Below are 24,175 nucleotides of genomic sequence, written 5' to 3'. Positions count from 1 at the left end.
AAGAGAAACTAAATTTTGTAGGTCTGTGTTTCTTTAAAAAAAGGAATTATGAAATTGATTCACATACAAAAAGAAAAAGCATGATCAGTTTTTATCATGCCATTCAATATATGCTAAATTTTTAAAACAATATTAAAGTATTCTTCAAGAGTCAGTTTTTTTTCATAAATAACAGCTGCATCCCTTTCCCCGACAAAACGGAAATGCCATGGTTCATACTGATAGCCGGTGATCGCTTCTTTTCCTTTCGGGTATCTAAGAATAAACCCAAATCGGTGCGCATTTTCTGCAAGCCATTTTCCCTCAGGCGTTTCCCCAAATTGCTCTGTTAATCCCAATCCTGCACTCTGGCTCGATATATCCATTGCCAGGCCAGTTTGATGTTCACTGTTTCCGGGGACAGCAACGACCTGTTTCGCGTTTTGTTCCCCAACCCGGCTTACTTCAGCATCAAACAACTCTTTTTGTCGGGCATATGACCGATAACCCGATACTGCATAGAGCTTAAGTCCATTTCGGTTGGCCTCAGCAAACAGGTTTTCCAGAGCTGCAGATGCTTCTTGGCGCAAATAGCTTTTCTCGATATCCTGAGCACCGTAGGAAAAAGGTACATTCGGCCTTACCATCGTCTCGGGGAGATAGCCATCGGGCAAGGCAAAATCTTTATTGACCAAAGCCATAATATTAATAGGATTTTGAATGATCGCTCTTCCGTTAACTTCAATTATACTATTAAAATAAGCGGCTTCCAGGGTGGGCGCGCCGGAAGCAGGAGTTTCTGCACCCGAATTGTTTTCTGCTGTCTGGCTATTCTCTGTTGTTGATTGCCCGGTATCATTGTTGTCCAGATTGTCACGAGTGACATTTTCTTGTCGCTTTTCAGCCTGTTCATCGCCTTCCCTATCAGCCTGTTGAAAAGGGAGCTTTTCCATGATTGACTCCACCTGACTGCAGCCGCTTAAAATCAATCCAGCTCCTAAAACTGTCCAAATTTTCCTCATTCATTTCACCTGTTTCATTTTTGTTCAGTTGTTTCCAAACATTATTTCTATTTTAACATGATCCGTCAAGCAATCTAAATTCACAGAATTCCTTTATATTTAGACAACTTCATTCGTTTTTCGGTTTAGCTTATTAGTGTGTAAGTTACTCATGTATGTATTCAAAAAAAAGATACCCAGTTATTTTAGGTATCTTTATGATTTTTCAATGAAAAGTTGCCTATTCCTGGATGACAGCTTCGAGCGAAACTTCAATCATTTCGTTAAAGGTGGATTGGCGTTCCTCTGAAGTTGTTTCTTCACCTGTTAACAGATGGTCGCTTACAGTCAGAACCGACAATGCCTTGCGATTGAACTTTGCGGCAAGAGTGTAGAGTGCGGCTGTTTCCATTTCAATCGCCAATATTTGATATTGCGCCCATTTTTCATGCTCAGCATGATCATTGTAGAACATATCCGCAGTAAACACATTACCGGTTCTAAGGTTCAAGCCTTTTTTCGTACCAGCGTCATACGCTTTTTTAAGCAAATCAAAATCAGCTGTTGGAGCAAAATTAACCGCGCCAAAAATAACTTCATTCATTTTCGAATCAGTCGAAGCGCTCATGGCGAGAATGACATCGCGAACCTTGACATTCTTTTGAATAGCGCCGCATGTTCCGACCCGGATCAGATTTTGGACATTATAGCTTTGCATCAATTCATTTATGTAAATAGAGATGGACGGAACACCCATTCCCGTTCCCTGAACAGATATTTTTTTTCCTTTATAGGTTCCCGTATAGCCAAACATGTTGCGAACTTCGTTATAGCATTGTGCATTTTCTAAAAATGTTTCAGCAATATATTTAGCCCGAAGAGGATCTCCGGGAAGCAATACCGTTTCGGCAATTTCATTTTCTTTTGCATTGATATGAATACTCATATTATTTACCTCCATTATTTTCTTTAGCTGTTATTTCCTTGCCTATCCCTTCAAACTATAACATATTCTTTTCTCCATGAAAAATCATCCGGGTACCAGCATCTTTTAACAGGGAAATAGGGAAGATACGTTTTTAAAAAGCAGAAAACAACCCTGATTTTCAGCGTTGTTTTCTTCACATTACCTCACCTGAATTCGGTTAATCTTTGTCCAGCCGCCCGCTTTTAGCTGGTAATAATGGTGACCTCTCAAGCCTTCGTCAATTAATACAATATCGCCTGTGCTCATAAACCTGCCTTTATAGTCGGTGGGAATGGTGTCCGGCACATTGAAAAGCTTAAATACCTTATCAAAACAATCCTGATGCCCCTCCGCTTTAATTGCAAGCCGGTACACTTGAGTATAGCCTCTATCCTGCCTAAATTGCGGGGTTTGAAAAATCGTAATATCATAATTTCTCTTCCTTCTGCTTGTTAACTCTTTTAACATGCCGCTTCCCCCTATCAAATTAAACTGTATATGTACTATTAAAGCTATCCTTTGTCGATTCCTTTATCGGAAAGCTTCTACTTTTGTCGATAGTTGGGTTATTTGCATGGAAATTTTATCCTATGTTATCGAATCGATCCAGGACGCGGACATTTTTTCGCAAAAAAAGATGAAGCATCGCGCTTCATCAATTAGCAATATTGTTGAATAACGGAATTTATTTTATCCTTCATGTAAAGAATGTCTGAATCGGATACGGTCAGCTTTATTTTGGTTTCGTCCATTTCCAGTGCCTCGGCCAGGACGCCTCCCTGTCAGCTACCGAGCGTCTTGACACTTACTCGGGTTGGACTTTCACCAACTAGCAATTAACGGTTTGCTGGGCACGCTCACATAAAAATGACGGGCAGCAGCCCGTCATTTAGTCGATATCAGTATTCTCATCAATAATGCTCTTTTCAACAAGATATTCAAAAGTTATATCAGCCATTTCATTCAATTCCTCATTGGTGGGAACGTATCCCCTTTTTAAAAGCTCATGAAAGAAAAATTCGGCAATCTCCTCTGTATCAATAATAACTTCGATTTCTTTCATAGCATCGCCCCCTTTTTACAGAATGTATGTTGCATTTGCTATTTTCATAACCTGATCTGTTAAAAGGCTTTTCATATAGTTCGTCTTTTTAAAAGAAATTTCAATTCAAGACATGTTTATATTGGACAAGCATACACATTAGTAACAGCAATATTTAGGAGTGATTGGATGATGGTGATCTGTAAGTGGATCGAAGTGTTTAAAGAAGATGTAAATAAAGAAAATAGTTTGTTCATAGATACTTGCAGGAAGATTACTGAGTTTGTTTATAAAATACTGCTCGTTTTTGGTGCACCTTATTTAATTTATCTGCTATACCAATTTACTGTTAATTTCTAAGTATTTTTTTCATATACTTTTAAGCTTTTCGAGAACAACACGCATAACTTGTTCGTATTCCCAATCGTTAAACATCTCATGTAAAATCTTGTAATCATTATATATATCAAGGAGACCGTCAATCAGTTCCTGTTGGTCATCTTTCTTTCTCACCATATCACGCTCGGTCTGGCGGTAGCCGCGTTTATTGAGTTTCATTTCTTTTTCAAAGGGATTTTGCGGTTTGTTCACTGAAAACAGCAACCCTAATTTTTGAATGAACGTTTCGGCATTAGCAGCTTCTGCAACAATTGTCAGCTCTTCTTCTCCTGCTTCAAGCCATTCGCCGTCGCTAATTCTCGACAGCTCATAAATAACGTCTTCCCAGGCATTTTCCTTATAGCGCCAAATTTCAGTCCGAAAACCAATTACTTTGAACAGGTCTGCTCCATACCCTTTGACTTGAACCAAATCACCGAAAAAAAATTTATATTCAATGTCAATATGTTCTTGCTCAACAACATTTCCTTCGTATTCTGACAACAATTGCAGGCTTGCTTCCATATACAGTCCTTCGCTTTTATTCACTTCATACACATGCATGCCGTCAAGCCACTTAACATCCGTAATTTTCCCCACCGTGCCATACATTGTGATCACGACTGTATCACCGATTTTGTATTTCGGTTTTTTTCGTTTTTCCATTTCCTCCATCCTCTCAGGTGGTGAGCCGTGAATAATTAATTACGATAGTATATGCACTGGCTTTTAAACGGTCTCTTTTCGAAAACAATGAAAAAAAGAAAGGTTATCAGCCCTTCCCTTCAGTTGCTTCATATATTTCCCACGCTTCATCAAAGGTAGTCATGCTTTCTAAATATTGGCCATTCAGCTCCAGATACAAGCTTATCTCCTGATAATCCTCCGACCGTTTTGGAAAACTGTGGTCATCATAGGCATGATTCGCAAACTTGCTAATTGAATCCTTCGGCTCCGGATGCCGGTATTTCATTAAAAAATGGTAGAACGATTTTCGCATACATAACACCTTTCCAGTTCTTTTTCTTAAAGGAGCCTTTGAGCGTTCCATCTCCATGTTATTATCTTACGTTTACTATAATTCATCCCTGACCCGGCGTCCACAGCAGACCCCTATGCCCTGAAACATCGCAGGAAAGAAAAAACCGCCCGATCTCCGTTTGGGCGGTTGTGTTATAGCTGCATTATGAAAAATCAAAGTAATTTTTTTTCAATAGTTTGGGAAGATTCATCAGTCCTTCAAAAGCAATCGTTTTTGCGATTGATTTCGTATCAACGATAAAAAGCCGGTCCTCAATCGTTTTGACGATTTCATCAGTCTGGTAAACGATGTGACAGTCATGGCACACAACTGAAGGGACATCGGTAATCTCAATCGCCCTCGTTCCGTCCGGGAGCTCCCAATACACTGTTTCTTTCCCTGTTTCGATTTGTTCGCTGCTGCACCATGAGCATGATCGCTCCATCACTTTTCCTCCTGACTATTGGCTGTAATGATCGCCTCTGCCCCTTCAGTTTGTCGAGCAGTTTGTCCGGGCTCTTTCATTTGCTGGGCATAAAATTTCTTTTCCTTTAATACGTCACGCTTTTCGCGTTTGTCCTTTAGCGAACTATGGACAGGATCCTGCTCATATTGTTTGCGCCGCGTTAACCGGGCCAGGCCTTCCGGCACTAAATTGAGCTGGGCATCGTTCATAAGCGAAGCGATTCCTGCCGCCGACCGTTTCTGTTCCATTTCTGGATATATTTCTTTAAAATAATCTTCTGCACGGCCGGGCACATAGTTTTCCGGTTCAGGGTATGTCGTAATCACACCTTCGAAATTGCGAAGAACAACTTTGTCGGGACTTTGTGAAATCAAGTAATTAGGCTGAAGTGAAATTTTTCCGCCTCCACCTGGTGCATCGACAACAAATGTAGGTACGGCGTATCCCGATGTGTGCCCCCTTAATCCCTCAATGATTTCAAGCCCTTTTGTAACCGGTGCCCGGAAATGGCCGATTCCTTCTGATAAATCACACTGGTAAATGTAATACGGTCTTACCCGGATTTTGACAAGATCGTGCATCAGCTTTTTCATAATTGGAACACTGTCATTAATTCCAGCAAGAATAACCGATTGGTTTCCAACTGGTACACCAGCATCGGCCAATTTCTCACATGCCAGCTTTGACTCCCCGGTTATTTCAATCGATGTATTAAAGTGGGTATTAAGCCAGACCGGGTGATATTTCCGCAAAATATTGCAGAGATTATCGGTAATTCGCTGTGGAAAAACAACCGGTGCACGCGTGCCAATCCGGATGATTTCGACGTGATCAATCGACCGCAAATTTTTTAAAATATATTCGATAATATTATCATTGATTAACAATCCATCCCCGCCAGAAAGAAGCACATCCCTTACTTCAGGTGTCTCGCGGATATATTGCATCGCGGCATCAAGCTGTTTTTTCGGAACTCCCATGCCTATTTGCCCGGAAAAGCGGCGGCGTGTACAGTATCGGCAATACATCGAGCATTGATTGGTAACGAGAAACAATACCCTATCAGGATAGCGATGCGTTAAACCGGGAACAGGTGAGTCTTCATCCTCGTGAAGCGGGTCTTCAAGATCGTATTTCGTTTTGTGCATTTCCTGAGAGATCGGAACCGACTGCATGCGGATCGGACAGCGGGGATCATCTGGATTCATGAGGGATGCATAGTAGGGTGTAATATTTAATGGGATCGTTTTTGTTGATATCCTGACGCCTTCTTCTTCAGCAGGGGTGAGGTTGATCACTTTTCGTAAATCCTCCAATGTTCGGATTGTGTTTGTCAGCTGCCAAATCCAATCGTTCCATTGCTCTTCATCGACATCCTTCCACAATTCAATCTCATGCCAGTGTCTGGCTGGTTTATATAATGTCATCTTCATTACCATTCCTCCCTGTCACTTTAACGGTAAATGATGCAAGTTCCGTGCCAAAAATGGATGCTTTCCATTAAGGTTGTGAAGAAAGGAAACAGCGGTAAAGATCATCGTTTCAGGTTTGCAGAAAACAGAAATGCTGATTATTCGGCACCAGGCAAATTCTTTTGGAGTTTATACTGAAGTGTCTGCCTTGGAATGCCAAGCAGTACAGAAGCCTGTTTGATGTTCCCTTTTGTGATCTGGAGCGCGTCACGGATCAGTCTTATTTCCAGTTCTTTTAAATTTTCACGGAGCGATAGGGATGGTGATCGTTCCTTTTTCATATACTGCCGTTTCTTTTGCTTAAGAATGATCGGCAAATCTGCTTCTGAAAGCATTTCTTCCTCGCAAACATTCATCATATATTCGATCGCATGCTTTAACTCACGAACATTACCCGGCCAGCTGTAAGTATGGAAATACTCCTTTAAACCATCTTCCAAAGAGGCAACCTTCTTATTTAAGCTTTTATTAAAGGAATGAATAAAAGAGGATGTCAATAAATCAATGTCTTCCGGTCTTTCCCGCAATGGGATCAACTCAAAAGTCAGTACGTTCAGGCGGTAAAACAAATCAGGCCTTAATGTTCCCTGTTCAAGCGCTGTCCGCGGATCGATATTCATAGCCGAAATCACCCTTGTATTGACCGGAATTTCCTTTACCGACCCTACTCGTCGAACCGACCCTTCCTCAAGGACGCGAAGAAGTTTGGCTTGAAGGACAATCGGCATTGTATGAAGCTCATCAAGAAAGAGGGTTCCGCCGTCAGCCAGTTCAAATAGGCCCGGCCGGTCGACAGCTCCAGTATAGCTTCCCTTCGAGGTTCCGAATAAAATGCTTTCCAAAAGCGTTTCAGGGATTGCTGCACAGTTTTGCGCAACAAACGGTGCTTGAGACCTCCTTGATGCATGGTGGATTCCCTGAACGAATAATTCTTTTCCCGAGCCACTTTCTCCAAAAACTAAAATCGGTGCATCTGTTTGCGCGAGCTTCCTTGCTTTTTCTTTAGTAGCTAAGAAATCATGATTGACTGTCAGCAAATCGTTTAACGTATATTTTACGCTTTCCTGCTTCCATGCTTTCGGTTGTTTGCTTTTTTGGAAATGAAGCAATCGTTCGGAAAGGAGCTTCATCCGCGAATAATCCTTTGCGATCTCGACGGCTCCGATCACCCGACCGCCGACGAGGATCGGCAAGGTTGTGTTGACGGTTTCAATTGTTTTGCCATAAATGTTTACATACGTCTGTGTTTGGTTAATAATCGGCTGTCTCGTTTTTGCGACTTTCAGCAATGTACTCGTCCGCTCATTTAAAGATGGAAAAACGGAAAGCAGCGGCCTGCCGAGCACTTCAGAAATTTTCAAGCCGTCATGGCGGGCGGCAACCTCATTATAAAAGATCGTATACCCGGCAGTATCAACTGCATGTATTCCTTCATCGATGCTTTTTAAAATGGCTGTCAGGACTTCATTTGTCATTTCATCTTTTCCCATCCGCCTCTCCTCCCTTTTGCCTCCTTATCTATATATGGGCGGGGTGCCGAAGAATTGTCATCAATGTGCCGGTTTTTCAGCAAATGTTTTTTTCGTTAAATTCTTTGTCCACACATTCATATCCTCAAGCTTGTTATAGATGAAGCAATTTTTCAGCATTCTGCCCGTATACGAGTATCCGAGCTGTTTAAAGGCCGCATTCATTCCAAATGACAACGCTCTTGCCATCGTAAACACATGGAAAATTCCATCTTTAACTAACTCTTCTTCCAGCTTCAAAAGCAAAATCTTCATTAAGCCATGCTTGCGATGCTCTTTTAATGTGGCACAGTCAGTCATTTCGGCATTTTTATAGAAGTGGTTAACCTCTGCGGACGCTGCACTGACTATTTCCCCTTCATGGTACAAAGCAAAATATACCGTCCCTTCGCTGATCGTTTTCTTTACATATTCGGGTTCATGGAGCGGGGTGGGGTAAACTGCAAAGACTTGCCGATAAAGGGAAGCTAACGATTCAGCGGTCGAGGCGCCAGCTTTTTTTAACGTATACCCATCTGGAAGTGCAGGGGGTTCACGAGTAAGGCTAATTTTAGAAAGACCCTCCATGATCTGGTCTTCTTTTAACCAATCGTCCGCGGCCATTCGTTCGTCACGAAAAAATTTTGCGAATAAATAAGCGTCCGATCCAAGGAAATAACGGTCAATGAAAGCCTCCAAAATATAGCAGTTGTTCAGAAGCCGTTTACAGTCTTCTTTTCTGCTCTTTAATATCAACTTTTCAGCATTGGATTCCACTGCGAGTTGTTCCGCTTCATTCATGACCTCCGTAAAATCCCCTAGATAATCATCAATTCTTACTCGCTTGTTAAAAGGATCGATAAACGCGTCGATAAAGAAATTTTCTCCTACATGCCTTTTAAAATAGGAATTGCTGTTCATGTACGACTGCTCCCTTTTTAAAAAAACCTGGCTCTAAACACCAGGTTTTATCGTTTATTAGCCTTATAGTTAATTAGTATGAAGCCCACACCATTTGATAATCGTAAAGGCGATGATTTCTGCTGCTGCAAATAAGTCTTCAAGAATGATATATTCATTGGTATCATGGGCAGCCTCGGTTACTCCCGGCCCAAAAACGACCACCGGTGTTCCCCCGACATTCGATAAAATACCGCCATCTGTTCCCCATGGAGATGCCTCAATAACAGGTTTTTCTTTTTTTACTTCAACAAAGGCTTCGGATAACGCTGTTAGGAGAGGATGGTCGATGTCGAGGTTGCCGGGCTGCCACCTGCCCCCGAACCAGTCAATTTTCAGCGGATGCAGTTGGAACCACGGGTCTGCTTCGTTCAGCTGCTTAAGACAAGCTTCCATTTCCTGTTCGGCAGCCTTCATCGTTTCATCCGGAGAAACGCCCATTCTTCCTTCAATCACAGCCGAATCAGGAACGGACGAAGGCCATTCTCCACTGTTGATTTTGCCAATATTAATCGGAATCGGAATTGGCGTTTTGGCATAGAGGGGATCATTAACCCGCGTATTTCGCTGCTCTTCCAAATTTTGCAGTGCTGTTAACACGACCATTGCCTTTTCTATTGCACTTACCCCTTCATATCTCGTTCCGCCATGGGCAGACCTGCCTTTCACGGAAATTCTGAACCACATCGAGCCTTGCTGCTTTGGAAACAACCTCATGTTTGTCGGCTCGGGAATGATCGCACCATCCGCTTTATAGCCTCTTAGGACAGCAGCCAGCGTTCCCGCTCCGCCGCTTTCCTCTTCAATCACGCTTTGAAAAATAACATCGCCGTTTAAGCTCAGTCCGCAGGAAACAATCGCTTCTATCGCGAGAAGAAGGGCGACAGATCCTCCCTTCATATCTGTTGCTCCCCGCCCAAACAGTTTCCCGCCATCAATAGTGCCGCTAAAAGGATCATGAAGCCAATCATTTCTGTCCCCCGGGGGGACAACATCTATATGTCCATTTAAGATCAGTGATCGTCCTCCGCCTGCTCCTTTAAGGACACCCACGACGTTTGGGTTGCCGCTAAAATCCTTCCTGTCCGAGCAAAATGCCTCATGGCCTGTGACGGATTGTTCACCAATTTCCCATATATCAAGTTCAAGGCCGAGTCGTCTGCATTTCTCAATAATAATCGCCTGAGCTTTGCTTTCATGGCCTCGGATACTGCCTTCCTGGACAAGCTTTTGCAGCAGGCGTGCTCCTCTCGCCCGATTCTCTTTAATCCACGTCCCGATTTTTTCCATTTCTGTCTCCATTCCGCACTCATACCTCCCCTGAAAAGTCACATACCGGATTATACCTTTATGATAAAAGCGGAAGCGGTTTTTGCTTCGATCGCTTTTAAAGTGAAGGGCTCAAACACCTCGATAAGGAACAATTGGTCGTTTGTAATATGGAAAACACCCATTTCCGTAATGATCATATCAACACATTTCGCTGAAGTTAACGGCAGGGTGCATTCGTCAACGATTTTCGGGGTGCCATTTTTATCTGTATGGTTCATTAACACAATTACTTTTCCGGCCTTTTGGGCGAGCTCCATTGCGCCACCCATCCCGGGAACTTTTTTACCGGGAACAATCCAATTGGCAAGATCGCCGCTGCCGCTTACTTGAAGAGCACCAAGGATCGTCACATCCACCTTCCCGGTCCGTATCATCCCAAATGCGACAGCACTGTCGCAATAACTGGCACCGTCGATCACCGTTACAGGAAAACCGCCTGCATTGCATAGATTCTCATCTTCACTGCCTTTCTTTGGAGTCGGTCCCATTCCGACAATTCCGTTTTCCGCCTGGAACATGACATGGATGTTTTCAGGCAAATAGTTCGGAACTAAGGAAGGGATGCCTATCCCAAGATTCACAACCATCCCGGGCTTGATTTCCAAAGCTGCCCGTTTTGCGATCTTAGCGCGATTATCTATTCCCAAACCCATTTCCAATTCACTCCTCCCGAAGCAATGATATAATCAACGAACACACCGGGTGTCACGATTTCTTCAGGATTCAGGCTGCCAAGCGGGACAATTTCTTCGACCTCTGCAATCGTGGTTTTCCCGGCCATAGAAACAAGTGGATTTGTGTTTCTGGCACTTTTGTCGAAAACTAAATTTCCGTATGGATCCGCTTTTTTTGCATATACGACTGACATTTCCGCGCTTAAAGCGGTTTCGATTAAATAATCCTTCCCGTTAATATTGGTTTTCGGCTTGTTTTCCGACACAAGCTGATTATCGATGCCGATATCGGTTAGAATTCCTCCCAGTCCAACTCCGCCGGCGCGGATTCGCTCTGCTAAAGTTCCCTGCGGCGAGAATTCGACTTCCAGCTCACCAGCTGTCATCATTCGTCCGGCAGCGGAATTCGAGCCGATATGGGAAGCAATTACTTTCTTCGCTCTCCCAAGGCTGACAATTTTCCCGATGCCAATATGGGGAAATCCTGTGTCATTGCCGATTAAAGTCAGATCTTTTATTCCCTTCTCCAAAATGCCATCAATAAGATCCGGCGGGGAACCGATCCCGCCAAAACCTCCGAACATGATCGTCATTCCATCATAAAACAAGTCCATAACATCCTTAATCGTTGTGATTTTCCCGAACGGATTTTCCATTTATTCCACTCCATCCCTTTTTAGGACAAGCTTTCTTTCAAACTGGATGAATGATTGATTGAGAAGCCTTACTAATTCATCGATTTCTCTTTTTGTAATTGTTAGCGGCGGAGCGATCAGGACGGCATCGCCGCTCATGCCTGTATCACCCGCTCCGGCCGGGTAAAGAAGCAAGCCTTGTTGCTGGGCTATTTTGACCAATTCACCAGTTACATTAACAGTTCGTGAAAACGAACGTTTTTCCGCTCTGTCTTCAACAAATTCAAGACCGATTAATAATCCTTTGCCGCGCAGATCTCCGATAAAAGTGTATTTTTGCTGCAGTTTTTTCAGCTGGTTCAGCAAGTATACGCCTTTCGCTTCGACTTCCGAAATGACGCTCTGTTTATCCAAATAGTCGAGCACTGCCAGAGAAACAGCACACGCCTGAGGATTTGCACTCAGTGTGTGGCCGCTCATGATACTTTTTGAGCCTGATAAAATCGGCTCAATGATTCTATCGCTTACGAGCGCCGCGGCAATCGGTGTATATCCTGCCCCCATCCCTTTACCGAGCACGACAATATCAGGGATGATCCCCCAGTGTTCACAAGCAAGCATTTTTCCTGTCCGCCCGAATCCAGACATCACTTCATCAGCTATAAATAAAATGTTGTTTCTCGTGCAAATATCTTTAATGATCCGGTAGTATTCCTCCGGGGGTGTAATGGCTGCGCCGGCGGCACCGACGATCGGTTCAGCGATAAAGGCGGCGATATTGTCAGGGCCTATCCGTGCAATTGCCGTTTCCAGCTCATGGGCACATAAATATCCGCACTCCGGCACTGCAAGTTTAAAGGGACAGCGGTAGCAATATGGAGGATGGATGACCGGTAAGTCTTCCAGCAAAGGAGTGAACCGCGCCCGTCTCCCCGGATGGCCGGACATTGAAAGGGCTCCGAGCGTTATCCCGTGATAGCTGAGCCACCTTGACAGCACTTTTGTTTTCGTAGGAATCCCTTTTTCCTGCCAGTATTGAATCGCGATTTTCATCGCTGTTTCGGTTGCTTCAGAGCCGCTGTTGACGAAAAAGCTCCAATTTAAATCTCCGGGAGTATGCTCGGCAATTTTTTTTGCTAATTTCTCGGCAGCATCACTTGTAAATTGAGACCGATAGACGAAAGATACTTTTTTCGCCTGTTCATGCATCGCTTCCACAATTTCCTCAACACCATGGCCGATATTGGCGGTGACGGCACCGGAACACGCATCCAAATACTTCTTCCCGTCTGTATCATAAAGAAAAACGCCTTTGCCATACTCAACCGTCGGATAAACAGCATCGAGAAAAGGCTTTATTAAAAACGACTGTTCCATAGTCTCCCTCCACTCCACCTGCTGGGACAATATATTAAATTGTATGAGACTGCCCGGGAAATCTTTCTTAAAGAATCCATTACATGTAAGGAATTGCCGCTTTGATTTTTCAGGTTGACAGATTTATTTGTGGACTCGTGGATGGATGGTTGGTTTTCCGAAGATTTTTAGAAATATAATGACTAATTAGGCCGTGTTTGTTGAGAAATCCAGAATAAAAAACTAAAGTATTGGCTAACTATTAATCAACTCTATTTTTTCTCATCGTTGTAGTCGAAGATAGGTGTAATAACCCATTACAAATAAAAATTTAGGAATAATAAACTGAATTTGCTGAATTTAATGAAAATTATTTGTAAGTTTTTCTAGCCCTCTGCTATATTAAAGGAGATTTCGTATCATAAAATTCAATGGCAGGAGGTTTTAGGTTGAAAAAATTAAAGAGGACGTTTTTGTTTAGTGCTATTTTGTCAGCAGCGTTAGTGATATCATCTGTTCCAATTAGTGGTCTTGCCCATGATGATCTAGGGAGTGACATTATTGAGAAAGGACAGGGCGCCGGTTATGGAAAGAATGATACCCTGATTCTTGAAGGGAAATTTAGAAACCTCACTGAAGTTGCACCTGAAATGAAAGTTGTCCGGGCGGATGGAAAGCAAAACAGCTTTGGCGATGTATATGCCCATAAGGGTTTTGCTTACATTGGAACGCATACGAATAATGGCGGGAACGGAGGAGTAAGGGTTTTTGATTTAAAGGATCCGGCTAATCCCAAGGAAGTGGCTGTTTTTGCACACAATGATGTTCCGGGTACATGGCAGGAAAAAGTAATCGTAAAATCAGTAAGAACTCCATACTTCAAAGGGGACCTGGCAGTTGTCAGTGTCCAGCAATTGAATCGTAATAATCCAGACTCACAGGGAGGATTCCTTCTTTATGATGTAACGAAGCCCTATAACCCTAAAAAGTTAGGATTCTGGAAGGTAACTAAAAAAACAAACGGGACGCATGAACTGTATTTGACTGTTCAGGGTAACCGTGTGTTGGTTCTTGCAGCGAATCCGTATGCGGATTATTACAGCCATGGTGAAGAAAAAGACTTCCAAATTGTTGATGTTTCCAATCCAGTTAATCCGAGCACAATCTGGCAGTTTGACCCCAGGACGCTTGAAGAAATACCAGACGATTTTAATGGCTATCACTGGAATGCACCTGATGGAAAGACTCGTCCTGTTTTTAACCACAGTACAATGGTAGATGATACTGGAAAATTTGCATACGTGTCGATGTGGGATTTAGGCACTGCCATTTTTGATATTAGAAATCCAGAGAATCCGATTTACCTTGGCAGGACACAGTATGCTCCCCACCAGCAAGGTTCTGCACATTCAGCCGCACTTGCAAAAGGCGGGAGAATCCTGATCGAAACGCGTGAAGTGTATAACCCGAGCAAAGCGGGTTATGAACAGGCATACGGATATACAAGGATTTTTGATATTAAGGATAAAACCAATCCAAAGCTCCTGAGCGAGTTTAAGACAGAATTGGTTGATGATATTGAGGATGGAGTAACCTTTGCGAATACCGTACATGATCCAAAAGTAGTAGGGAAGATTCTTTTCTTGTCGCACTATGCAGGTGGTGTGCGTGCTGTCGATATATCCAATCCGGCAAATCCGGTGGAAATCGGCAAATATGTTCCTATAGATTCAAATGTATGGGGAGTTTTTGTGGAGCGTAATTACATCCTTGCATCGGATATCGGCACCGGGTTAAAAGTTTTATATAAAAAGGATGCGCACGACGATAACGAAGATGCGGAAGAACCAGAGAATGACGGAGATAATGATGATAATGAAAATTAAATAAAACTTTTTTATGACACACAAATAGGCAGGCTGATTTGGTTCAGTCTGCCGTATTTTTATATTCTACCGCGACGATTCCCTCCGTGATACTGAACTATCAGTTGTCTGTCAAGCTCAGGAACGAATTGGCTGCGAAGACATTGGTGCGTCGATTTTCAACTAAGCTTAAATGCGTCCGCTAAACACAGTGCGTCAATCTTGAAATTTATTGTAACGCGCAAGTACGAATCGTACCCACCCCCACACTAACTACAATCTTGTCTTTTCAAACACTAATCATATTCTTCGCCAGCTCAGCTACTTAGCTTAGATGTCACCCTCATTTTCTATTTATTCGCTAGTCACACAATTGCAGTTTCAAGCATCGCACCGGATATGTTCTTGATAATATCACGGGCAATCCAAACACCGCAAGCACTCGCCTGTGCCAGTCCCCTTGTAATACCGGCTCCGTCACCGCCAACATATAATCCCGAAATTTCTGTCTCAAACCGATCTGTTAATTTAGGCCGTGCCGAATAAAATTTTGCTTCCACTCCATAGAAAAGAGTATGCTCTGAAGCCAATCCAGGTGTCACATGATTGAGAGCCTCAGTCATTTCGATTAAGCTTCTCAACGTGTTATATGGGAGCGCAAGACCTAGATCACCAGGAACGGCCTCTTTTAGTGTCGGCTCAATGAAGCCTTCTTTAATTCTTTTTTCTGTCGACCTTCTTCCTTTTAAAATATCGCCGTATTTCTGGACAATCAAGCCGCCGTTTGAAAGGCTGTTGGCCAGCCGCGATACTTCATGCGCATATTCATTCGGTTTGTCGAAAGGATCCGAAAAAGTGTGCGATACTAATAAAGCAAAATTAGTATTCGGGCTGCCAAGCTTCGGGTCTTTATAAGCGTGGCCATTTGCAAGCATGATCCCTGAGTGGTTTTCGACAACCACATGCCCGGAAGGATTGCTGCAAAATGTCCGGACTTTTGTGCCGACAGACGTGTTAAAGACAAATTTGCCTTCATATAAATGTTCATTGATCTCTTCCATGACAATATTCGATGTTTCGACACGGACACCGATATCAACCTGATTGCTGATCATTCGCAATCGCCGCGATTTCATGATTTGGCTCAGCCATTTAGACCCGTCACGTCCCGGGGCGACGACGACTTTGCCAGCTCTGATCTCTTCCCCATTCTTAAGGAGAATTCCGTTCACCAACCAGCCATCAGGCTTCTTTTCGGTCAAAAGATCCTCCACTTCCGTTTTAAAGGCCATATCAATCTTTTCTCTTAAATACTCAAAAATACTCATTAAAATTTGCAGGTTCTGCTCTGTTCCCAAGTGGCGTACGTTCGCCCGCAGTAGCTTTAAGCCGGCTGCATAACCGCGCCGTTCAATATCCCTGACTTTATCCGTGAGCGGATCGGTAATCGAACTCGTAGCACCATGGCTTAAATTAATTTCATCAACATACTTAATCAGTTCGATGACTTCGGAATCGGAAAGGTAATCGGTCATCCAGCCGCCAAATTCACTTGTAATGTTAAATTTGCCATCGGAATAGGCGCCTGCACCGCCGAAACCATTCGTGATTGAACAGGCTGGCAAGCAGCCTGCGAAGTCTTTCTTACCGGCTGGTGGCGGACACTTCTCAATTTTCTTTTGTAAAATTGGACAATTCCTCTTATAGATATCATGGCCTTTATCAATTAATAAAACCTTTGCACCAGGCATTTTTAATGTCATTTCATAGCAGGTAAAAATACCAGCCGGACCGGCTCCAACGACGATTACATCATAATTTGCTTTCACCGAAAATCCCCCAGTCATCTAATTCGCTTTACCATTAACCGAGTATATTTCACAATGGAACAAGCTAAACCGAAAAACGAATGAAGTTGTCTAAATTAACAGGAGTATGCCGTAGGAAACGAATAATACTGTCTTAACTATAAATAACCGTTTTTCAGTTAAAGAATGCTTTTATGAAATTCACTCACCATACGTAAATATAACAAAGACCTATCCTATAGTCAAGTTTTTCACGAACTATAATTACGTTTATAGTGTTTAATGTTCGTGTTTTTGAAAGATATTATAAGAGGCACCCCTGCCAATGCTGGGAGTGCCTCAGAGCTCGCGTATCAAGTTTATGCTTTTACCAATTCCCGTAGCTTGCCCCGATAATAATCAATAAAATAAACAATACTACTATCAAAGCAAAGCCGCCATTATATCCGTAGTCTGCGGCAGGATAAGCATATCCGTAATGACAGCTGTCACATCCGTATGCCATGGACATTCACTCCTTTTTATTTATATCTTTTGCAGTACACATTATGTAATGGGTACTTGACCCGCATGTGTGTTTGCCCAAATTTCTAAAATAAATTTGAAGCAACAGTTTTTAGCAAGCAGACATTTATTTCGGGAATTACAAAAATATTTCTTTTCCTTGACAACAAATTACGTTACTATTGTGTAAGAATTTACATCAGGAGGCTTCCTGCATAGATGGAAAGAAAAGTCATTTTCACAGTTTTATTGTTTTACGGTTTATATTATATGTTTTATCTGGCCGGTTCAGATACGAAAGCAGATGATAAAGATAACAGTTCGATATATGAAAAAATTGCTGCCGGAAAAGATTATCAGTATTTGGTCGTTGGTGATAGCATCGGGCGCGGGGCAGGTGCAGAGAATCAAGAGTTAACGTGGTTTTCGCAGCTTGAGGAATTGATCAGAAACGAATTTGGCGGCAAGGGAACGCGGCATGCTGTTGTCCAGAGCGGTGCTACTGCATTTGAAGGGATTTTTAAGCTGCAGAATACGCATATGCCGGACAGAATCGATGCAGCGTTTATTGTTTTTGGGGAAAATGATCGGAAATACATGGATGCGGGCACGTTCTCAGCCCATTATGAAAAGATCGTTCGCCATCTGATCATGCATTATCCGTCAGCACAAATATTTACGATTACCGAGAACAGCCTTGATCAAGAAGAGTTTGCCGGGGAGATCAGTAAAATTACTGAATATTACGGGGCTGTCAACATTGATATGCGTGTGCCTTTTCGCGATTCAGGCCTAACTGTTCAGCAATTAACAACCGATCTCGTCCATCCGAATGGAAAAGGCTATCGGCTTTATGCAGAGCAGCTGTTCAAAGTAATGAGCAGTGTCCAGCAAAAAACAGGGCAGCAGGCTGAACTAATTAAACCCCTCAATCCGCTTGCTGACATTCAACTTACTGAACAGTCTAATTATAAAGAGAAAAAAGGTTTTACCTTCTACAACGGTCTGCATGTAAGTACAAAGCAGGGGGATTTCATTGAATACGAATTTACTGGCCCGGAATTAGGAGTTACTGTACTGCGGAGTGAATTTGGTGGATTAATGGATGTCTATATCGATGATGCCTATCATGGTTCCATTTCAACGTGGTGGCCAATCGATAAGCAGAGGAATCTTTATATCGCCAGCGGGCTTGGTGATCGATCGCACACAGTGAAATTCGTTGTAAAAGATGAGCGATCTGAAAGTAATATAACCAATCGTGCAGACATTGCAATCTCTTCGATTATCATTGCAGAAAAACAATAAGGAAGCCTTTGATGGCTTCCTTATTTCTGTAAAGGTGATCAGACTTTATGAATGGGTCGAGTGTGACCATGGCTTGTTCAATCGAATGTTACCTCTAAAACCGGCGATGTTCCCCGCTCGACAGGTCCAGCTGCTTTCTTCTCGATCGCTGCTGCATTGTCCGTATTGGTAATGATGATCGGGGTAACCGTACTTTTTGCTTTCTCCTTGACAAGCTCAAGATCAAAGCTTACTAACCGGTCTCCGACCGAAACTTTATCCCCGACACTGATATGGGCTTCAAAGCCTTCGCCATTCATAGAAACCGTTTCAAGGCCAATATGAATCAGAATCTCTGCTCCATTTTGCGCCCTGATCCCGATCGCATGTTTCGTAGGAAATACCTGGACGATTTCTCCATCAACCGGTGAAACCACTTCCCCCTCTGAAGGCTCGACTGCAATGCCATCACCCATCATTCTTTCAGAGAAAACCGGATCAGGCACCTGCTCCAAATTAATTGCTGTTCCGGTTACCGGAGCAAATATCTGCACGGTTTTAATTGCTTCTTTCTTTCCAAATAGCTTCTTGAACATGCTGTTCATCCTTTCCAAAGTAGCGGTTTACTCGTTGTTTTCAAAGAGTACAACGAACTCCTTGTACCCTTCTTCTTGCAGTTTGTCTTTCGGGATAAATCTCATCGCTGCTGAATTCATGCAATACCTTAAGCCGGAAGGCCCTGGGCCATCATTAAATACATGGCCCAAATGGGAATCGGATGATTTGCTTCTGACTTCTGTACGGATCATACCGTGACTGTAATCAGACTTTTCAGCGACATCTTCTTCTTTAATAGGCTTTGTAAAACTGGGCCAGCCGCAGCCGGCATCATACTTATCCTTTGATGTGAAAAGCGGTTTTCCTGAAATGATATCGACATATATACCGTCGCGAAATTCGTTCCAATATTCATTTCGGAACGGCGGTTCGGTGCCATTATTCTTTGTCACCTCATATTGCAACGGTGTCAGTTGTTTTTTCAACGGTTTATGATCTTTTTCCAACTTACTCCCCCCAATGGCTTCGGATAAAAGCTGCCCGGCCGGAGCCTTCCTGGTACGCTTCATATCGAGCCCGATTCTTTTTGTAATAGTCCTGATGATACTGTTCTGCGGGGTAAAAGGTTTTAGCAGGTATAATTTTTACAGCAATCGGCTTATTAAAGCGGCCGCTTTTTTCAAGGTTCTCTTTTGACTGTTCGGCCAGCTGCTTCTGTTTTTCATTATGATAGAAAATCGCTGTTTGATACGAGCTTCCCCTGTCAAAGAACTGACCTCCGGGATCTGTCGGATCAATTTGCTGCCAATAAAGTTCCAATAATCTTTCATATGGAAAAATTTCCGGATCAAACGTAATTTGGACTGCTTCGTAATGGCCGGTTGTCTCAGAGCAAACTTCCTCGTACGTCGGGTTTTCCTTCGTGCCCCCGGTATAACCTGAAACCACTTGTAAGATCCCGGGCTGCTGATCAAATGGCTTGACCATGCACCAAAAACAACCGCCTGCGAACGTCGCCAATTGACTTGTGTTCTCGCTCAAATAAAGCACCTCTTTTCTCATGCTCATCGTCACTATACTTATTCCCCAACAGGACGATTTTACGCTCCATTATAAGATTATATGAAAAGCTTGCTACATGCAAAGGATAGAATTTAAAAATAGCAACAGGGCCGAAAAGCACCTCAAGTGCAAGCCAATAATTTACTTGCACAAACCGAAAAAATCGAGCATATGTTAAATGACGTAAACTACCCGGATTGGAGCGAAAATTATGCCCGACCAGAATTATTTCGAAAAGGCGTCCATGTACGACATGCTGGCAAAATACTATAAATATTTAAATCCGCGCATGCATGTTCATTATTATTTTAAGCACTTGAAGTATATCGGAAAAGCGGTGCACTCATTGCGGACTGCGGGAGCTCCGGACAACAGCATGATGCGGCCGGCACAAGTGCGCGTGCTCCATGCTTCCCCGAACGGACCAGACGTGGACATTTATGTAAACGGTAACCCCATTCTGAAAAACTTCTCTTATAAGCGAGGCAGTAATTATGTATCCTTGCCTCCGGGAAGACACCAAGTCGATATTTATCCCGCTGGAGACATGGTCTCGACGGTTCTCAGCAAGAGAGTGACGATTGCGTCTGGCCAATATTATACTTTGGCTGCAGCGGGCCCCATCGAAAAACTGCGCCTTTTTGTATTTGAAGATAAACCAGGTGTTCCAGAAAATGAAACAAAAATGCGATTCATTCACCTTTCCTCTGATGCACCGGCAATAGATATCGCGGTGAAAAATGGAGATGTCATTTTTCCAAACGTTTCATATAAACAAGAAACAAGCTATCTTGGATTATCTGCGATGAGAGTCGATCTTGAGGCAAGAGTAGCTGGTACAGATAAGACTGCTTTGCCCCTGTCCGGACTAACCTTAAAAGCAAATGAAACCTATACGATAGCAATGGTCGGCTTTTTAAACGATGATCCGGGCCTCGACACGGTTATACTAAATCAATAAAGCGGCCGGAGGGCGGGTCTCCTGCCGCTTTCATTTTGTATTGTTTGGCGCATGCGCCGCCACTAATTGACTGGCACACTCAACGTAAACTGAATATTGTCGTTCTTTAAATCAAATTCATTAACTTTTACCTTTATATTGCTTTTGAGCTTCATATTTTGCAGGCTGACATACACAAGCTCTTCAATTGGGCTGATTTCCACCCATTCAGGCAGCTCATAACGGTCATTGATAAATTTTAAGACATAAGAAACAGGAAGCGGCAGCTGACCGACCGAGATTGATTCTTGCCTTAAAAGTAAATCACCGTTTTCAAGGGCTTCCGGCTCAAAGGTTAATTTCATGTTTATTTCATCTGTAAACACTGGAAGCGTCCCGTATAACACAACCTCATCCTGCAAGATGACTTGATAATTGGCAGGTCCTGTTAATCCTTCCGATTCGAGATAATGATTAATGACTCTGTTCAAATCGTGTTTATTCGTTTTAATATTAAATTTAACGTCATCCTGATCAGCAGGTTCAGGCAAGCTGCCTGGTCTATCCCCCGCTGGTGAGTTGATCATGAACAATAAAACCGCGATAACGGAAATATTCACCCCTGCCAGCAGGAGAAATAAAGTTCTCCATTTATTCTTCATCGATTTTGTGTCTCCTCTTTTTGGCTTATATAAGAACCTCCGGAATTTTCCGCTAAAGCCCCGTCGCTAAGTTCTTTATATACCCGTTCGCCAATCAGCTCATAGCCGCGGTCATTAGGATGAAAATAATCCGTAAATAAAATATCCTCTTCCGGGTTTTCAAAAATGTCCATAATTTCGACGAAATAGGCATTTTCATACTGGGTAACCGTTGATTGACTTATTAAGTTCCATTCAGAAACAATCATATTTAGTTCGTCAATATTGGAGAACCACTTCACAAACGGGTTGTAAAGGCCTACAAGAACAATTGCAGTATCCTTATTATAGCTCTTCACCGTATTTAAAATTTCTTGGAGCCGTTCCTCATATCTTTCTTTTTCGTAAGCGAAATCATCCAGCTTTAAATGGGAAATATTTTCGCGGACGACCTTCATCATATCATTTCCGCCGATTGTGATCACCGTTATGTCTGCTTGTTCGATTGCCGCTCTCACCTCGGGATCTTCAAGCCTGCGAATTAAATCGGTTGTCCGGTTGCCTTTCACGCCATAATTTTGAAAGTCAGCCCCCTTTATCCCTTTATCGGCTTCAAGCTTTTCTCGTAAATAGGGGATATAGCCGCCTCGCTCCGTGCTGTCTCCAACACCCTCTGTTAATGAATCGCCGACTGATACGACGCTTATTTCTCTTGGAATATAGTTATCGGGAATGTCTTGCTTCACTACGAGTCCCAGTTGTTTTTGTGGATGGGCCATTTCTGTTTCAGAGGAAATAAAGTCACACGAAGAAAGAAGGATCGTACAAAGTAAAAGGGAGATGAATGTCTTTTTCATATCATCACCTGCTTTCATTCTATTATAATATTATATCATGTTCACATCTGCCCTGAACAAAATCTTGTTTCATATATACCCGCGGAAGGTTACAGGAAAAACTAAAAAATAGGCCCATTTCAGGCCTATTGCAGCGTTTTAATATCGCTGATCATTTGTTCAAAGGGAATTCCATTAAGTCCGGTATACGATTGCACAACCGTTCCTTCCTGATCAACGAGGAAGAAATCAGTACCGTGGATAACCTGATCATCATTTTCCGGTTTTTGCACCCATGTTTTAAATACATCAACCGCAAATGTCTGGATCTCATCCTGGGTATAGCCCGTCAAGAAATTCCAATTCGCAAAATCGACGTTAAAATTCTCCGCAAAGGTTTTTAACGTCGCTCCGTTATCCACTTGCGGATCAACGGTAAAAGAGACAAACTCGATGTTTTCAATTCCTTCATCTTTAGCCATCTTTTGCAGCTTTGCCATATGATGAGTCATTGGTATGCATACATCATCACAGCTTGTAAAAATAAAATCGGCCACCCAGACTTTGCCTTTCAAATCTTTGAGGCCAAATGCTTCCCCTTCCTGGTTTGTGTATGTAAAATCACTTACAGGCCAGTCTTTGGCATTTTCAATCTCTTTTTGACCGCAAGCGGTGAGAACGACTGCTGCAAACAGAATGAACAACATTAAAAAGTTCTTTTTCATTATATTTCACCTGCATTCCTTTTTCCTGTCGAACATTATTCTAACAAAGGTTTTAGAAAGAAGGAAGGAAAACGTTTTTCCAAACTTGGTGAACAGAATGAAAAAAACATCCGAAAGTCAGAATGTTCTTCCGTGATGATTTCTCATTGTTTCATAAAAAGTATTAACAAATAAAGAATAATTAAAGCAATGGGCTATCTTGTGAACCTTAAAGCGTGCTTTATCAGCGGATTTGCGAAGATCGGCAATGCTTTTGCCAAATGCTTCCCCTCGATCAACAACGATTTTTACCGGTTCTTGTATATAATCCATCTCAGCCGCGTCAGTCAACGCCCAGAGTGTTAACACATCATGCATCGGGCTTCCGGGAATATCAGGATTCTTATTTTTATAAAAATTATAGTAGTAATCAACCAAGGGCTTAACGAGCATTCCTGCCTGGCTGTTGATCGCGCAATAATAAGTGTGGAGCTTATCGATCATATCAGGGGTAATAATCGCCGCCGATGTTACATCAAGCGGAATAATATGAATCATTTTAGGAGCCATATTAATGACGATATTTGCGGCATAGGGATCCCCGAAAAAGTTCGCTTCAGCTACGGGAGTGACATTGCCGGGAACAACAAAAGCGCCTCCCATAATATAAAATTCTTTCACCTGCTTCATTAACGACGGGTATAAAATAAATGCTGCTGCCAGGGAAGACAATCTCCCCACATTGACAATATATATATCATGCTTGTATTTTGCGATAATCTTGTTTATGTCATGAAAGTTTTCAAGATTGATATTGAAACAATCAAATTTGGGGCTAATCGGGCCGAGACCCTCGAGGCCATGAATTTCCGGATAATAGATCGGGTGATCACCTGTCAACGGCAATTCTGCACCACCAATGACCGGGATATCCGTAAAACCTGTAATTGCTTGTAAAAACGCGGCATTGCGAACTGCGAAATCTTTAGGAACATTTCCATAATCACCGACGACACCGACTATATTTATTTCATCGTTAAAATAAGCGTAAATCGCTGCGACAAAATCATCAACGCCAAAATCACTAAAAAACAATACATTCTTTTTTGCCATTTCACACCTCCCATTTATAAGATACTGATTGAGGAGGATAAAAATGGCAGTAAAATATTCACGCTG

General features: G+C 42.6%; 26 protein-coding genes and 1 pseudogene. 4 read left to right on the top strand and 23 right to left on the bottom strand.

The window, feature by feature from the left end:
- Positions 1–113: 113 nt before the first annotated feature.
- The 4 genes from CVD23_RS16405 to CVD23_RS16390 form a co-directional block, all read right to left on the bottom strand.
- Complete coding sequence (locus CVD23_RS16405; protein ID WP_101666590.1) at positions 114–1,001, bottom strand: M15 family metallopeptidase; 888 nt, start codon at positions 999–1,001, stop codon at positions 114–116.
- 220 nt (positions 1,002–1,221) lie between these two features.
- Positions 1,222–1,926, bottom strand: coding sequence for a purine-nucleoside phosphorylase (deoD, locus tag CVD23_RS16400; RefSeq protein ID WP_101666589.1), 705 nt, complete (start codon positions 1,924–1,926; stop codon positions 1,222–1,224).
- Between the two features lie 180 nt (positions 1,927–2,106).
- Entirely contained in the window at positions 2,107–2,415 is a 309-nt protein-coding gene (locus CVD23_RS16395) for a YodL domain-containing protein (protein ID WP_101578401.1), read from the bottom strand.
- 421 nt (positions 2,416–2,836) lie between these two features.
- Entirely contained in the window at positions 2,837–3,010 is a 174-nt protein-coding gene (locus CVD23_RS16390; RefSeq protein ID WP_101578402.1) for a YozD family protein, read from the bottom strand.
- 168 nt (positions 3,011–3,178) lie between these two features.
- Between CVD23_RS16390 and CVD23_RS22035 the strand changes: the two genes are divergently transcribed.
- Entirely contained in the window at positions 3,179–3,349 is a 171-nt protein-coding gene (locus tag CVD23_RS22035; protein WP_180955691.1) for a hypothetical protein, read from the top strand.
- 9 nt (positions 3,350–3,358) lie between these two features.
- Here the strand turns inward: CVD23_RS22035 and CVD23_RS16385 are convergent, their stop codons facing one another.
- The 10 genes from CVD23_RS16385 to CVD23_RS16340 form a co-directional block, all read right to left on the bottom strand.
- The gene (locus tag CVD23_RS16385; RefSeq protein WP_101578403.1) at positions 3,359–4,033 is read right to left on the bottom strand and encodes a hypothetical protein; all 675 of its coding nucleotides are present in this window, start codon (positions 4,031–4,033) and stop codon (positions 3,359–3,361) included.
- Positions 4,034–4,139: 106 nt separating this feature from the next.
- Positions 4,140–4,367, bottom strand: a complete 228-nt coding sequence (locus CVD23_RS16380) for a YozE family protein (protein WP_101578404.1) — start codon at positions 4,365–4,367, stop codon at positions 4,140–4,142.
- A 184-nt stretch (positions 4,368–4,551) separates the two neighbouring features.
- Complete coding sequence (locus CVD23_RS16375) at positions 4,552–4,833, bottom strand: YokU family protein (RefSeq protein ID WP_101666588.1); 282 nt, start codon at positions 4,831–4,833, stop codon at positions 4,552–4,554.
- Positions 4,833–6,287 carry a lysine 2,3-aminomutase gene (gene ablA / locus CVD23_RS16370; protein WP_101666587.1) on the bottom strand — a complete coding sequence of 485 codons (1,455 nt, stop codon included), beginning with the start codon at positions 6,285–6,287 and terminating at the stop codon, positions 4,833–4,835. The genes CVD23_RS16375 and ablA overlap by 1 nt, the downstream gene beginning before the upstream one ends.
- A 137-nt stretch (positions 6,288–6,424) precedes the next feature.
- A complete protein-coding gene (locus tag CVD23_RS16365; protein ID WP_101666586.1) occupies positions 6,425–7,816 on the bottom strand; it encodes a sigma-54 interaction domain-containing protein in 1,392 nt (463 codons plus the stop codon).
- Positions 7,817–7,876: 60 nt separating this feature from the next.
- Positions 7,877–8,755: a putative beta-lysine N-acetyltransferase gene (gene ablB, locus CVD23_RS16360; RefSeq protein WP_101578408.1), complete on the bottom strand. Its 879-nt coding sequence runs from the start codon at positions 8,753–8,755 to the stop codon at positions 7,877–7,879.
- Positions 8,756–8,824: 69 nt separating this feature from the next.
- Positions 8,825–10,096 carry a peptidase gene (locus tag CVD23_RS16355; protein ID WP_101666585.1) on the bottom strand — a complete coding sequence of 424 codons (1,272 nt, stop codon included), beginning with the start codon at positions 10,094–10,096 and terminating at the stop codon, positions 8,825–8,827.
- A 38-nt stretch (positions 10,097–10,134) separates the two neighbouring features.
- Positions 10,135–10,779, bottom strand: coding sequence for a 3-oxoacid CoA-transferase subunit B (locus CVD23_RS16350; protein WP_101666584.1), 645 nt, complete (start codon positions 10,777–10,779; stop codon positions 10,135–10,137).
- Entirely contained in the window at positions 10,764–11,456 is a 693-nt protein-coding gene (locus CVD23_RS16345; RefSeq protein ID WP_101666583.1) for a 3-oxoacid CoA-transferase subunit A, read from the bottom strand. The genes CVD23_RS16350 and CVD23_RS16345 overlap by 16 nt, the downstream gene beginning before the upstream one ends.
- Positions 11,457–12,812: an aspartate aminotransferase family protein gene (locus CVD23_RS16340; protein WP_101666582.1), complete on the bottom strand. Its 1,356-nt coding sequence runs from the start codon at positions 12,810–12,812 to the stop codon at positions 11,457–11,459.
- Between the two features lie 428 nt (positions 12,813–13,240).
- On the opposite strand from CVD23_RS16340, the gene CVD23_RS16335 reads away from it, so the two are divergent.
- A complete protein-coding gene (locus CVD23_RS16335; protein WP_257988576.1) occupies positions 13,241–14,677 on the top strand; it encodes an LVIVD repeat-containing protein in 1,437 nt (478 codons plus the stop codon).
- Positions 14,678–15,021: 344 nt separating this feature from the next.
- Here CVD23_RS16335 and CVD23_RS16330 read toward each other — a convergent pair whose 3' ends face one another.
- A complete protein-coding gene (locus CVD23_RS16330; protein WP_101666580.1) occupies positions 15,022–16,485 on the bottom strand; it encodes an NAD(P)/FAD-dependent oxidoreductase in 1,464 nt (487 codons plus the stop codon).
- Positions 16,486–16,831: 346 nt separating this feature from the next.
- A pseudogene (locus CVD23_RS22915) lies at positions 16,832–16,909 on the bottom strand (YjcZ family sporulation protein); the annotation flags it as partial.
- A 278-nt stretch (positions 16,910–17,187) separates the two neighbouring features.
- On the opposite strand from CVD23_RS22915, the gene CVD23_RS16320 reads away from it, so the two are divergent.
- On the top strand, positions 17,188–18,276 hold the full coding sequence (locus tag CVD23_RS16320) for an SGNH/GDSL hydrolase family protein (RefSeq protein WP_101666579.1): 1,089 nt from the start codon (positions 17,188–17,190) through the stop codon (positions 18,274–18,276).
- 77 nt (positions 18,277–18,353) lie between these two features.
- Here CVD23_RS16320 and CVD23_RS16315 read toward each other — a convergent pair whose 3' ends face one another.
- The 3 genes from CVD23_RS16315 to msrA are packed head-to-tail and all read right to left on the bottom strand — an operon-like array spanning position 18,354 to position 19,800.
- Positions 18,354–18,851, bottom strand: a complete 498-nt coding sequence (locus CVD23_RS16315) for a PTS sugar transporter subunit IIA (protein WP_101578417.1) — start codon at positions 18,849–18,851, stop codon at positions 18,354–18,356.
- A 27-nt stretch (positions 18,852–18,878) separates the two neighbouring features.
- A complete protein-coding gene (msrB, locus tag CVD23_RS16310; protein WP_101666578.1) occupies positions 18,879–19,319 on the bottom strand; it encodes a peptide-methionine (R)-S-oxide reductase MsrB in 441 nt (146 codons plus the stop codon).
- Between the two features lies 1 nt (position 19,320).
- Positions 19,321–19,800, bottom strand: a complete 480-nt coding sequence (gene msrA, locus CVD23_RS16305; RefSeq protein ID WP_257985643.1) for a peptide-methionine (S)-S-oxide reductase MsrA — start codon at positions 19,798–19,800, stop codon at positions 19,321–19,323.
- A 286-nt stretch (positions 19,801–20,086) separates the two neighbouring features.
- Here msrA and CVD23_RS16300 point away from each other — a divergent pair, with 286 nt between their 5' ends.
- The gene (locus CVD23_RS16300; RefSeq protein WP_101578419.1) at positions 20,087–20,836 is read left to right on the top strand and encodes a DUF4397 domain-containing protein; all 750 of its coding nucleotides are present in this window, start codon (positions 20,087–20,089) and stop codon (positions 20,834–20,836) included.
- Positions 20,837–20,898: 62 nt separating this feature from the next.
- Here the strand turns inward: CVD23_RS16300 and CVD23_RS16295 are convergent, their stop codons facing one another.
- The 4 genes from CVD23_RS16295 to CVD23_RS16280 form a co-directional block, all read right to left on the bottom strand.
- Positions 20,899–21,477 carry a YpmS family protein gene (locus CVD23_RS16295; protein WP_101666577.1) on the bottom strand — a complete coding sequence of 193 codons (579 nt, stop codon included), beginning with the start codon at positions 21,475–21,477 and terminating at the stop codon, positions 20,899–20,901.
- Entirely contained in the window at positions 21,474–22,313 is an 840-nt protein-coding gene (locus CVD23_RS16290; protein WP_101666576.1) for an SGNH/GDSL hydrolase family protein, read from the bottom strand. The genes CVD23_RS16295 and CVD23_RS16290 overlap by 4 nt, the downstream gene beginning before the upstream one ends.
- Before the next feature lie 125 nt (positions 22,314–22,438).
- The gene (locus tag CVD23_RS16285) at positions 22,439–23,017 is read right to left on the bottom strand and encodes an SCO family protein (protein WP_101666575.1); all 579 of its coding nucleotides are present in this window, start codon (positions 23,015–23,017) and stop codon (positions 22,439–22,441) included.
- Positions 23,018–23,134: 117 nt separating this feature from the next.
- A complete protein-coding gene (locus tag CVD23_RS16280) occupies positions 23,135–24,109 on the bottom strand; it encodes a nucleoside hydrolase (RefSeq protein ID WP_101666574.1) in 975 nt (324 codons plus the stop codon).
- Positions 24,110–24,175: the final 66 nt, after the last annotated feature.

The organism is Bacillus sp. V33-4 (assembly GCF_002860225.1).
Lineage (GTDB): Bacteria > Bacillota > Bacilli > Bacillales > Cytobacillaceae > Bacillus_BJ > Bacillus_BJ canaveralius.
The sequence above is the reverse complement of the archived record's forward strand: the minus strand, read 5'-3'. Positions and strand labels throughout refer to the sequence as shown.